The organism is Micromonospora sp. LOL_014 (genome assembly GCF_048060245.1).
Taxonomy (GTDB): domain Bacteria; phylum Actinomycetota; class Actinomycetes; order Mycobacteriales; family Micromonosporaceae; genus Micromonospora_E.
Genome location: NZ_JBHMIP010000039.1, coordinates 1 through 11,848, shown reverse-complemented (window position 1 = coordinate 11,848; position 11,848 = coordinate 1). Strand labels below are relative to the sequence as shown.

The following is an 11,848-nucleotide window of genomic DNA, read 5'->3' as shown; positions in this document are numbered from 1 at the left end:
CAGGAGGCGATTGGGCGCTGCTGAAGCCCGGCGAGAGGCTTTGTGGCCAGGGGCGGGGTCGAACCGCCGACCTTCCGATTTTCAGTCGGACGCTCGTACCAACTGAGCTACCTGGCCGGGTGTCCGGGACATCATACCCGCCTGCCGGTGAGAACACCCGGACCGGTCGGGTCGGCCCCGAAAACGAAACGCCGCGCGTGGGAAACGCACGGCGATCGGCGTTGCGCGGTCCTGACGGGACTTGAACCCGCGACCTCCGCCTTGACAGGGCGGCGAGCACTCCGACTGCTCCACAGGACCTCGGTCTTGCTCCGGCCGGTCGGTCGGCCGGTGGTGCCCCCAACGGGATTCGAACCCGTGCTACCGCCTTGAAAGGGCGGCGTCCTGGGCCGCTAGACGATGAGGGCGGCCCCGTCATCATCGCACATCGCGACTCCGACGGTAGTGCTCCCATCCGGCCCCGCCGGAAGCTTGCGAAAGCATACGTGACGAGTATGCCCCGGACCAAACCAGATCGGCGAACCGGACGGATCAGGGGGAAAGGCTAGCACCGAGCAGGGTGATGCCGTACCGCTGCCTCAGCTCCTTAACCACGACCGGCAGCGCGGCGACGGTGGCCGACCGGTCACCGCCACCGTCGTGCAGCAGGATGATCGACCCGAGCCGGACCCCGTCGGTGACCTGCGACACCAGCTCCTCCTTGGTGGGCTTACGCCAGTCCTGCGGGTCGACGTCCCAGTCCAGCGGGACCATCCCCAGCTCCTCGACCACGGTGACCACCTTTGGCGTCCACAGGCCGCCGGGGTGCCGGAAGTGCTCGATCGGCACGCCGGGTACCACCTTGTGGATCTCCTTGATGGTCCGCAGCAGGTTGGCCCGGATCTCGTCGGGCGGCTGCAACCCGAGATCGAGCTCGTGGCTCCAGGTGTGGTTGCACAGGGCGTGCCCCTCCCGAACCATCCTGGCGATCAGGGCCGGGTACCGCCGTACCTGGGCACCGACGACGCAGAAGGTGGCCCGCGCCCCGGCCGCCCGCAGCTCGTCGAGGATCAGCGGTGTCCACTTCGGGTGCGGGCCGTCGTCAAAGGTCAACGCCACCTGCCGGCCACCGGTACGCCGCTGCAGCAGGCTCTCGTCGACGGCGGGCCGGGCGGACGCCCCGGGTGAGCCGCCGGTCTCGGTGGCCGAGGATCGCTGGTCGGCGGGCTCAGCGGTCGGTGCCGGCACCGGGTCGCGGGGGCCGGGTGAGGGCACCGGCTCAGGGGTGGGAGCAGCGCGGTCCGGCGCGACACCGAGTGCGGCGGTGGCCGGCACCTGAGTCGGCGCCTGCCGGGCACCACGCAGCGCGGCGATGCTTTCGCTGCCGACCAGCAGCGCGAACACCGCCAAGCCTGCCGCGACCATGGCACGTTTCGACACGGTGCGTTTCGACATGTCGACTCCGGGCGAGGGGGTGGACGGAGATCGAGCGAAGCACACGTTAGTCGATCAATCCGCTCAACTCGAACCCGCACATCGGATCTGAGCGCCGCCGACCGCCGGCTGTGACGGGCAGTACCACAGAAAGCTACGGGCCGTGCTGCTGGGCGACGACTCGGTCGGCGGACCGGCAGAGCGTCACCGCGTCGGTCAGGTCGGCGCAATGCCGGACCCCGTCCGGCAGCTCGGTGACCGGCCAGCCCGGCCCGACCGCGAGAACCAGCACCGGACGGTGCCGTCCGGATCGGGCCACGCGCAGCTGCCCGAGATCTGCGGTCGCCGGGGTGTGCGACCAGAGCACGACGGCGGCCGGCCCCGTCCGGTCGACCGCGGCGGCCAGCGCGGTCGCCGGTACCCGGGCACCGAGCAACCGGGCGACCACGCCGACCTCGACGAGTGCGGCGGCCAGCGCCTCCAGCGGCAGGGAGTGCTGCTCCTCGTCGGTGCAGGCCAGGAGCGCTCCGGGGCCGCCGCCGTCATGCGGGCCGTCCGCAGAATGACCCGCCGCGGCCGGCAGGGCCGGCCCGGTCACCGACGCGAACGCGGCGGAGACGCACCGGGACAGCAGATGCTCCACCTCGACGAAGCCGGCAGTGGCCGCGTACCGGTCACCGACGCCGGCCAGCACCGGGCGAACCACCCGGTCCCAGGTGGAGATCACCCCGTCGGTACGCAGCCCACGCTCGATGATCTCCCGCATGGCCAGGTCGTCCAGGCGTACGGCGGCCCGGGCCAGGCCACGGGCGGCCGGGCCGGCGGTGCCGACCGCGATGGTGTGCCCGCCGCCGGCCCGACCAGGCTCAGCGGTGGGTGACGCCGCGTTGCCGCGTGCCCACTGCGCCGCCTCGGCCGGGGACACGCCTTCGGCGGTGAGCCGGCGCATCACCTCCAGCCGGGCCAGATCCTCCCGGCTGTACCGGCGATGATGCCCCTTGACGTGCCGGGTCGGGCCGAGCCCGTACCGCTGGTGCCAGGTGCGCAGCGTGGTCACCGCCACGCCGAGCCGGCGTGCCACGCTGCCCGCGCTCAGCGCGTCATCGCTCACCTGGCCGCTCCGCAGCCCCGCCGTGCCGCTCCGCGTTCGCGCCGTTCCGCTCCGCAGCCGCGTCGTGGTCCCGCCGGCCCGGCGCGAACAACTGGTCGACCACGCCGGCCAGCCACGGGGCGTAGGCGTGCGGGTCGTCAGTCAGGCCGACCCGCAGCTCATCCGGCGGCATCCAGCGCAGCTGCGCGATCTCCGCCGGATCCGGCCGCAGCGGGGAGGCCGGATCGAGCTCCCCCAGCAGTACATGGTCGTACTCGTACTCGGTCCGGCCGGTGACCGGGTCGGTGGCCTGGTAGGTGTGCACGCCGAGCTCGGTCAACGGCACCGGCGCGACGCCCACCTCCTCGCCGAGCCGGCGGTTGGCCGCCTCGGTCACCGATTGGCCGGGCAGCGGATGGCCGCAGCAGGTGTTCGCCCAGCGCAGCGGGAACCGGGTCTTCACCGCAGCCCGCTGTTGCAGCAGCAGTTGGCCGGCCGGGTCGACCAGGATCACCGAGAAGGCCCGGTGCAGTTGGCCCGGCGGCTGGTGGGCAGCGGCGACGGTGGCCGATCCGACCGGTCGCCCGGCCCGGTCGACCAACTCGACCAGATGGCTTTCCCGCGACGTCCCGGTCATCGGGCACCCCCCGCACCGGTGATCCGACCGGCGGCCAGTTTGCCGGAGATCAGCACCATCGGCACGCCGACCCCCGGTTGGGTGCCGGAGCCGACGAAGACCACGTTCTCCAGGGTGGTGTGCAGGTTCCCGGGCCGGAACGGGCCGGTCTGGAACAGGGTGTGCGCGGCGGCGAACGGTGTCCCGGCGGCCATTCCGGCGTCGGCCCAGTCGGCCGGGGTGAGCACTTCGCGGACCTCGATCCCGTCAGCCAGGCCCCGGTAGCCGCGCTCGGCCAGGGTGGCGATCAGCTGGTCGGCGTACCGCTGTGGCAGGTCACCGCGCCAGTCCAGCCGGCCGCTGTCCAGGTTGGGCACCGGAGCGAGGACGTAGTAGGTGTGCCCGCCGGGCGGGGCCACCGACGGGTCGGTCCGGCTCGGGTTGGTGACCAGCAGCGAGGGGTCGCTCATCAGCTCGCCCCGGCGGATGACTTCGTCGAAGGTGCCCTTCCACAGCCGGCCGAAGTGGATGTTGTGGTGGGCGATCTGCTGGTAGCCCTGCCGGGCGCCGAGGTGCAGCACCACGCAGGACGGCGAGTAGCGCAGCCGCCGGCGGCGGGCCGGCGGCAGCAGCTCGGCGTAGGCGACCGGCAGGTCGGGGTTGAGCACCACGACGTCGGCGGGAATCCGGTCACCGTCCGCGGTGAGCACCGCGCGCGCCCGACCACCGGCGGTCTCCACCCGGGTCACCGTGGTGTCGTAGCGGATCCGTACGCCGTGTTTCTCGGCGGCGCCGGCCAGCGCCCGGGGCACCGCGTGCATGCCGCCCCGGGGGAACGACACCCCGGCCACCGAGTCCAGGTAGGCGATGACGGTGTAGATGGCCAGCGCGTCGTGTGGCGCCAGCCCGGCGTACATCGCCTGGAACGAGAAGATCCGCTGGGTACGGGGGTCGGTGAAGAACTGCCCGATCTTGGTCTGCATCCGCCGGAACGCTCCGGCTGCCAGCAGCCGCAGCAGGTTGCCGGTGAGCAGGTCCGGCGGGCTGTCGAGGTTGCGGTCGATGAAGTCGGCCCGCTCCAGCTGCCACAGCCGCCGCGCGTAGTCGACGAAGCGCAGGTAGCCGTCGGCTTCCCGGGGGCCGCAGACCCGGGCCACCTCGGCCGCCATCCGGGCGGTGTCGGTAACGACGTCCAGGGTGGATCCGTCCGGATAGTACGCCCGGTAGGCCGGGTCGAGCGGGATCAGCTCCAACCAGTCGGAGAGCTCCTCGCCGACCGCGCCGAGCGCCTCGGCGATCAGTTCGGGCATGGTCAGCACGGTCGGCCCGGTGTCGAACTCGTAGCCGTCGAGCGCCAGCCGACCGGCCCGCCCGCCCGGCACCGACTCGCGTTCCAGCAGGGTGACCTGCCGTCCGGCACCGGCCAGGTGCAGGGCACAGGCGAGCCCGCCGAGCCCGGCACCGACCACGACGACGCGTTCGGTCGCCCCGGTCACGGTACGCATGCCGCGACCACCTCCTTCTTCTGAACGCCGCTCACATCATGCCTGCCGAGTGGTGGCGGTCACCGCCAGGCCGGTGAGCACACGACGGGCGGCCGCGTCGATCGGGGCGTCGCCCAGTGCGTCGACCGCGTCCCGTACCCGTTGCTCGATCAGCTGTTCCACCTGGTCGGCGGCGCCGGTCTCGACGACGATCTCGGCCAGCCGGCCTACCCGTCGATCGATCTCCCGGCCGGACTCCCGTCCGGCGCCGGACGGCGGCCGGGTGAGTTCGGCGCGTTGGGCCTCGGTGGCCAGCTCGCGGGCGATCAGCAGCAGCACCGTCGGCTTGCCGGTCCGCAGGTCGTCGCCGGCGGGTTTGCCGGTGGTGGCCGGGTCACCGAAGACGCCGAGCAGGTCGTCGCGCAGTTGGAACGCCTCGCCGACGTTCATGCCGTAGCGCCGGTATGCCTCGTGGATCGCCGGGTCGGCGCCGGGTCCGGCGAGGGCCGCACCGAGGTGCAGCGGCCGCAGCACGGTGTAGCTGGCGGTCTTGTGCCGGGCCACCCGCAGCGCCCGGTCGACCGACCAGGTGTCGGCCTCGGTCTCGCCGAGGACGTCCAGGTACTGCCCGGCGATCGTCTCGACCCGCATCTGGTCGTAGCGGCGCCGCACGTCCAGCAGGGTCCGGGGTGGCACGCCGGCCTGGCCGAGCAGCCGGTCGGCCCAGACCAGACAGAGGTCACCGACCAGCACGGCGGCACCGTCGCCGAACCGGTCGGGGTCGCCGTCGCGGCCGGCCGCCCGGTGCTGCCCGGCCAACCGACGGTGGGCGGTGGGGCGGCCGCGACGGGTCGCGGAGCCGTCCATCACGTCGTCGTGCACCAGCGCGAACGCGTGCAGCAGCTCCAGCGCGGCCAGCGCCGGCAGCACCGGAGCCAGCGGCGCGTCCGGGCCGGCCACCCCGCGCCAGCCCCAGTGGGCGAAGACCGGCCGCAGCCGTTTGCCGCCGGCGAGCACGGTGTCCCGGGCGATCTGGGCGAACGGGCGCAGCGCCGGATCGATGCGGTCGAGCGCGTCGATCTCGGCGGAGAGGAAATCGATCAACGTGTCGTCGACGGCTGCGGTCAGCAGGTCACGGCGGCGGGCCGGGGGCGAGCCGGGGGTGGCCGACCCGGCCGGCTCGTCGACCGACGCGCTTCGGTCGGTGTCGGCAACTGTGTGATTGGCCACGCGATCGAGCGTACCCTAGGGCCAGAAGTTGCGTCGATTCTTGCGTCGATAGCCGAGGAGGCCCGATGAACGTCGATCTGTCCGCTGCCTACGAGAGCTGCCGTGACCTGCACCGACGACACGGGCGCACCTACTATCTCGCGACCCGGCTGCTCCCGCAGTGGAAACGCCGGCATGTTCATGCTTTATACGGATTTACCCGGTACGCGGATGAGATCGTCGACCGCACCGACCAACTGCCACCCGCCGGCCGGGCAGCCGCACTCGACCAGTGGGGGCAGCGGTTCCTCGCCGGCCTGCACGGTGCCCCGGTCGACGATCCGCTGCTGCCCGCCGTGCTGCACACCATCGCGGTGTTCGACCTGGACAAGGCGGACTTCACCGCGTTCCTGCGCAGCATGACGATGGACCTGACGGTCACCTCGTACCCGCGTTACACCGACCTGCTCGACTACATGGAGGGCTCGGCGGCGGTGATCGGCACCATGATGCTGCCGATCCTGGGCAGCACCGACCGGGCCGCCGCCCGGGAGCCGGCCCGGCAGCTCGGCTTCGCCTTCCAGCTCACCAACTTCATCCGGGACGTCGCCGAGGACCTGGACCGTGGCCGTACCTACCTGCCGGACGAGGACCTGGCGCGGTTCGGGATCACCCGGGCCGACCTGGTCGACGCCGCCCGACAGCGCCGGGCGACTCCGCCGATCATCGAGATGATCCGCTACGAGGTCGGCCGGGCCAGGGGCCACTACGCGGCGGCCGCCCCCGGCGTCATCCTGCTCGAACCCGCGTCGCAGGCCTGCATCCGCACCGCGTACGCGCTGTACGGCGGCATCCTCGACGAAATCGCCGCGCAGGGCTACGACGTGTTCCGTCGCCGGGCCACCGTTCCCAACCGTCGCCGGGCCGCTGTTGCGTTACGGTCCCTGCTCACCCCGGCCGGCACCCCGGTCACCCTGCCCGGCCCGGTCGACGTCCCCGCACCGCCGACGCCGGCGCCAGCCCCAAGGCCGACCGCCGCCACGCCGACCGCACCGTAGCGCCGTGCGTACCGCTGTCGTGCTGTTCACCCGCGACCTGCGGGTGCACGACCAGCCGGCGCTGGCTACCGCCTGCGCCACCGCCGAACAGGTGGTGCCGCTGTTTGTCCTCGACCCACGGTTGGCCGGCCGGTCGGCCAACCGCGACCGGTTCCTGCACCAGAGCCTCGCCGACCTGCGGGCGACTCTGCGCGGGCTCGGCGGCGACCTGCTGATCCGCCGCGGCGACCCGGTGGCCGAGACGATCCGGCTGGCCCGCGAGGTCGACGCCGACGGCGTCGCCATCTCCGCCGACGTCAGCCACTACGCCCGGCACCGGCAGCGGCGGCTGTCCGACGAATGCGAGCGGCACCGGATCGCGTACCGCGCCTTTCCCGGGCTGACCGTCGTCCACCCGGGCGCGCTGACCCCGACCAACGGCGACCACTACAAGGTCTTCACGCCGTACTTCCGGGCCTGGGCCGGCGCCGACTGGCGTGCCGAAAGCGCCGATCCGGCGCGGATCCGGCTGCCCGGCGGTCCCGCCGTCGGACGGCTGCCGGCCCTGCCGGACGGTGAGTCGCCGCAGGCCGCCGCCGGGGGCGAGACCGCCGGGCGGCGCCGGCTGCACGACTGGCTGGGTGACCTCGACCGGTACGGCAGCAGCCGCCTCGATCGGTACGGCGACAGCCACGATGACCTGGCTGGCGACGCCACCTCGCGGCTCAGCCCCTACCTGCGGTTCGGCTGTCTGTCGCCGCTGGAGGTCGCCACCGCCGCCGGGGACGGCGCCGGTCCGTTCGTCCGGCAACTGTGCTGGCGGGACTTCCACTACCAGGTTGCGAACGCCTTCCCCGACCTGGCGACCACCGCGTACCGGCGCGGGGCCGCCGAGCAGTGGCGCTACGACGCCGACGCCCTCGACGCCTGGCAGACCGGCCGCACCGGGGTGCCGATCGTCGACGCCGGCATGCGGCAACTGCAGGCGCAAGGCTGGATGCACAACCGCGCCCGGCTGATCACCGCCGGGTACCTCACCAAGGAGCTCGGCCTGGACTGGCGGGACGGCCTCGGCTGGTTCGATCGCTGGTTGCTCGACGGTGACCTGCCGAACAACTCCGGCAACTGGCAGTGGGTCGCCGGCACCGGCAACGACACCCGTCCGTACCGGGGTTTCAACCCGCTGCGCCAGGCGCACCGCTTCGACCCGGCCGGGGAGTACGTCCGGCGGTGGGTGCCGGAGCTGGCCGGTGTCGCCGGGGCGGCGGTGCATGAGCCGTGGCGGTTGCCGCTCGCCGTCCGCGCCGGCCTGGACTACCCGCCGCCACTGTCGGACCGCTGAGTCGGCGTCCGGTCAGCGGGCCGCCCGGTCTGCGGGTTGCCGGCGGTGGTGACATGCTGGCCGGATGAGTGAGCCGCAACAGGTGGACGTCGTCGTCGTCGGGTTGGGCGTGGCCGGTGAGGAGGTCGCCGGCCGGCTCAGCCAGGCCGGGCTGGACGTGGTCGGTGTGGAGCGCCGGTTGGTCGGCGGCGAGTGCCCGTACTGGGGCTGCGTGCCGAGCAAGATGATGATCCGGGCGGCGAACGCACTCGCTGAGGGCCGCCGGATCGACGGCCTGGCCGGCACCGCCGACATCCGTCCGGGCTGGACGCCGGTGGCCCGACGGATCCGCGACGAGGCCACCGCCGACTGGTCGGACACGGCCGCCGTCGACCGGCTCACCGGCAAAGGGGTACGGGTGCTGCACGGCACCGCCCGGCTCACCGGACCCGGGCGGGTCGACGTCGACGGGCAGGTGTTCACCGCCCGCCGGGGCGTGGTGCTCGCCACCGGCACCGTCCCGGTGGTGCCGCCGATCGACGGGCTCGCCGGCACGCCGTACTGGACCAACAAGGAAGCGATCGAGGTCACCGACCTGCCCGAGTCGCTGGTCGTGCTCGGCGGCGGCGCGATCGGGCTGGAGCTGGCCCAGGTGTTCGCCCGGTTCGGCGTACGGGTGACCATCGTCGAGCCCAGTGAGCGGCTGCTGTCCCGGGAGGAGCCGGAGTCGTCGGCGCTGGCCGCCCGCGCCCTCGGTAACGACGGGATCCGGCTCCGGCTCGGTAGCCGCGCCGAGTGGGTCGAGCACCGCGACGACACGTTCGCCGTGCACCTGTCGCAGGGCGGCCCGGAGAACGGACAGCGGCTGCTGGTCGCCACCGGCCGGCGCAGCGACCTCGGCGGACTCGGCCTCGACACCGTCGGACTGGACCCGGCGGCCCGGCACCTGCCGGTCGACGAGCGGATGCGGGTCACCGACGAGCGGACGCGGGTCGCCGACGGGCTGTGGGCGGTCGGTGACGTCGCCGGCCACGGCGCCTTCACCCACCTGGCCATGTACCAGGCGGACGTGGCGGTGCGCGACATCCTCGACCAGGGCGGACCGGCCGCCGAGTACCGGGCGGTCCCCCGGGTCACCTTCACCGACCCGGAGATCGGCGCGGTGGGCCTGACCGAGCGCCAGGCCCGCGAGCAGGGCGTGAACGTCGCGGTGGCGGTGACCGACGTCGCCGAGTCGTCGCGTGGCTGGATCCATGGGCCGGGTAACGACGGTTTCATCAAGCTGGTCGCCGACGCGAGTCGGGGCGTGCTGGTCGGGGCGACCTCGGCGGGACCGACCGGCGGCGAGGTGCTCGGCGCACTCGCCGTCGCCGTGCACGGCGAGGTGCCGTTGACCAGCCTGCGGCACATGATCTACGCGTACCCGACGGTGCACCGCGCCATCCAGTCCGCTGTACAGCAGCTCACCTGACTCCATGATCACTTGACGAAAATTCGGGCGACACGCCGGTGGCGTCCCAGTTTTTCGTCATGTGATCTTGAGCCGGCCACGGAAATGTCCATCCATGAGACGCTTCCCGGACGGCTTCCTATTCGGTGTCGCCACCTCCGGTCACCAGACCGAGGGCGACAACACCAGCGACACCTGGTTCCTGGAGCACGTCACGCCGACGGTCCTCGCCGAACGATCCGGCCGGGCTCCATCAGCTGGCGCGGTGATCGACCCGACGTCACTCGGCGGCGCGGTGCGGTACGCGTACCAGGTCAGCGGGGTGCCGGTCTTCGTGACCGAGCACGGCGTCGGTGTGGACGACGACGCCCTGCGGGCGGACTTCATCGAACCGTCGCTGGCCGGTCTGCTCGACGCGATCGACGACGGCGTACCGGTGCTCGGCTACTGCCACTGGACGCTGCTGGACAACCTCGAGTGGGCCGCCGGCTACCGCTTCCACTTCGGCCTGCACACCGTCGACCGGGAGACGTTCGCTCGGACCCCGAAGCCGAGCACCGCCCGGTACGCCGCCGTCGCAACCAGCCGCGCCCTGCCCTGATCATCCCGCACCCTCCACTCATCATCCGGCGGTACGCCGCCGGTCAGGTCATGCCGTGCGGCGGCAGCCGGTAGCCGAGTTGTTGGCCGTACGTCATCAGTGGGCGCAGCGTCGGGACCAGGACGGTAGCCTCCGCCGACCAGTGGCGTCCCCGGTTGCCGTCGAGCCGGCGGTGCCGGGCCGTCGTACGGCCGCGTTGGTGTTGTCCGTGCCGTTCGCGGCGCAGGTATTCGAGTCGCCTGGACGCCGTGGACCGGCCGGAACGCCAGTCGAGCCAGCGCAGCCACCAGTCCCGTACCATCTCTGTGATCATCTTTTCTCTCCTTGATCAATTGTCCCGTCGACTGCCGTTTGGCCAGTCGGTAGAGTCCGTCGCGTTGCACGAAGATCTCCCGCCGCCCGGCGGCGTATCCGCGTTCGTCTATGACGTAGCCGGTGAGCCAGATCCAACCGTCGTAGGTCGGTTTCCGGTCCACCGAGATGACCCGAAATCGAATTCTCCGGTCGCCGGCGAACTGCATGCTCGCTTCCTGGCCGATCAACAGCACGTCCCCTGGTTTCGGCTCCGGCGTCCGCAGCAGCCGGCTACCCATCGGGCCTTCCATCGCCGCGTGGCCGCTGGACGCCGTCGGCACCGCGCTCCATCGGCCAGGTCGCACGCCCACAGCTGGGGCACCATCTGGACTTCACTTTGAACGACCACAGCCCGGCACAGAAGCCGAGCAGCGCCGCCCCGACGAGCGCCCCCACCTCCACCGTCGCCCCCTCACTCATCGAGTCAATTTCCCGTCGCAATCCACCCTGGACTCCCACCCGAACATAGGGCAATATGAAAGTCGCAGAGATAGAGATGAGCCCGAGTTATTGGAGGTTATAAACATGACTGAACTACCTGGAGAGCTTCGACGGCTCCGGCTGTCTCAGCGCATGAACCAGACCCAGTTGGCCAAAGCGGTAGGCGTGTCGAAGTCGCTCATCGCCAGCTTCGAGACCGGCCGGCTGGTGCCGAAGGAGGACACCGCGAAGGACCTCGACAAGTTACTGAACTCCGGTGACCAGCTTCAACAGCTGTCGAGGGAGGGCAGAGAGGACCGCCAGCCGTGGCTGCGCTCCTGGGTCGATCACGAGCGACGCGCGGTGTTGCTGCGGGCCTGGGAGCCGACCCTGGTCCCTGGGCTGCTGCAGACCGAGGCGTACATGCGGCAGGTCTTCGCTGCCGTGCCGTCCAACCGGGTCCGGTTCGAGGAGGTGATCGCGACCCGTCAGGAGCGACAGCGCGCGGTGCTGGACCGCGATCCCCCGGTGGATCTGGTGGCCCTGGTCGAGGAGACGGCGTTGCGTCGCGGTCCGCGCGAGGTGATGAAGGATCAGCTTGCCCACCTGGTCGACCTCGGGCACCGGCCGAACATCCGGATCCGTGCGGTCCCCGAGTCGGCCGGGCTCCACGCTGGCCTCGGTGGGCCGCTGGCGCTGGCCACCATGAGCGACGGGAGGCGGGTCGGCTATCTGGACGATCTGCTGCGAGGACGCGTCGCCACCACCGCTGGTGACGTACTCGAACTGGAACTAGTGCCGCGTCAGGCAACGTTGGCCCTGTTGACTACCTCGCGTAGGCGTTCGTCGGCGG

Annotated in this window: 11 protein-coding genes and 3 tRNA genes; 5 read left to right on the top strand and 9 right to left on the bottom strand. The window is 71.9% G+C overall.

The window, feature by feature from the left end; all coding sequences use genetic code 11:
• Positions 1-43: 43 nt before the first annotated feature.
• The 8 genes from ACFHW1_RS25970 to ACFHW1_RS25935 form a co-directional block, all read right to left on the bottom strand.
• Positions 44-117 (bottom strand) — tRNA-Phe (locus ACFHW1_RS25970).
• A 109-nt stretch (positions 118-226) separates the two neighbouring features.
• Positions 227-300 (bottom strand) — tRNA-Asp (locus ACFHW1_RS25965).
• Between the two features lie 31 nt (positions 301-331).
• Positions 332-407 (bottom strand) — tRNA-Glu (locus ACFHW1_RS25960).
• A gap of 124 nt (positions 408-531) precedes the next feature.
• Positions 532-1,434, bottom strand: coding sequence for a polysaccharide deacetylase family protein (locus tag ACFHW1_RS25955; protein ID WP_416616324.1), 903 nt, complete (start codon positions 1,432-1,434; stop codon positions 532-534).
• Positions 1,435-1,567: 133 nt separating this feature from the next.
• Complete coding sequence (locus ACFHW1_RS25950) at positions 1,568-2,524, bottom strand: MerR family transcriptional regulator (protein ID WP_416589726.1); 957 nt, start codon at positions 2,522-2,524, stop codon at positions 1,568-1,570.
• Complete coding sequence (gene idi / locus ACFHW1_RS25945) at positions 2,514-3,140, bottom strand: isopentenyl-diphosphate Delta-isomerase (RefSeq protein ID WP_416550793.1); 627 nt, start codon at positions 3,138-3,140, stop codon at positions 2,514-2,516. Before idi ends, ACFHW1_RS25950 begins: the two co-directional genes overlap by 11 nt.
• Complete coding sequence (gene crtI, locus ACFHW1_RS25940; protein ID WP_416550794.1) at positions 3,137-4,624, bottom strand: phytoene desaturase family protein; 1,488 nt, start codon at positions 4,622-4,624, stop codon at positions 3,137-3,139. Before crtI ends, idi begins: the two co-directional genes overlap by 4 nt.
• Before the next feature lie 36 nt (positions 4,625-4,660).
• Positions 4,661-5,833 carry a polyprenyl synthetase family protein gene (locus ACFHW1_RS25935; RefSeq protein WP_416550795.1) on the bottom strand — a complete coding sequence of 391 codons (1,173 nt, stop codon included), beginning with the start codon at positions 5,831-5,833 and terminating at the stop codon, positions 4,661-4,663.
• 65 nt (positions 5,834-5,898) lie between these two features.
• Here ACFHW1_RS25935 and ACFHW1_RS25930 point away from each other — a divergent pair, with 65 nt between their 5' ends.
• From ACFHW1_RS25930 to ACFHW1_RS25915, 4 genes are all read left to right on the top strand, one after another.
• On the top strand, positions 5,899-6,870 hold the full coding sequence (locus ACFHW1_RS25930) for a phytoene/squalene synthase family protein (RefSeq protein ID WP_416550796.1): 972 nt from the start codon (positions 5,899-5,901) through the stop codon (positions 6,868-6,870).
• Between the two features lie 4 nt (positions 6,871-6,874).
• Entirely contained in the window at positions 6,875-8,191 is a 1,317-nt protein-coding gene (locus tag ACFHW1_RS25925) for a cryptochrome/photolyase family protein (RefSeq protein WP_416550797.1), read from the top strand.
• 64 nt (positions 8,192-8,255) lie between these two features.
• A complete protein-coding gene (locus ACFHW1_RS25920; RefSeq protein WP_416569203.1) occupies positions 8,256-9,641 on the top strand; it encodes a dihydrolipoyl dehydrogenase family protein in 1,386 nt (461 codons plus the stop codon).
• Positions 9,642-9,735: 94 nt separating this feature from the next.
• Positions 9,736-10,221 carry a family 1 glycosylhydrolase gene (locus ACFHW1_RS25915; protein ID WP_416550799.1) on the top strand — a complete coding sequence of 162 codons (486 nt, stop codon included), beginning with the start codon at positions 9,736-9,738 and terminating at the stop codon, positions 10,219-10,221.
• 43 nt (positions 10,222-10,264) lie between these two features.
• Here ACFHW1_RS25915 and ACFHW1_RS25910 read toward each other — a convergent pair whose 3' ends face one another.
• Complete coding sequence (locus ACFHW1_RS25910) at positions 10,265-10,534, bottom strand: hypothetical protein (protein ID WP_416550800.1); 270 nt, start codon at positions 10,532-10,534, stop codon at positions 10,265-10,267.
• A 566-nt stretch (positions 10,535-11,100) separates the two neighbouring features.
• On the opposite strand from ACFHW1_RS25910, the gene ACFHW1_RS25905 reads away from it, so the two are divergent.
• Positions 11,101-11,848, top strand: a 748-nt coding sequence (locus tag ACFHW1_RS25905) for a helix-turn-helix domain-containing protein (RefSeq protein ID WP_416616322.1), incomplete at its 3' end; no start/stop codon positions are given.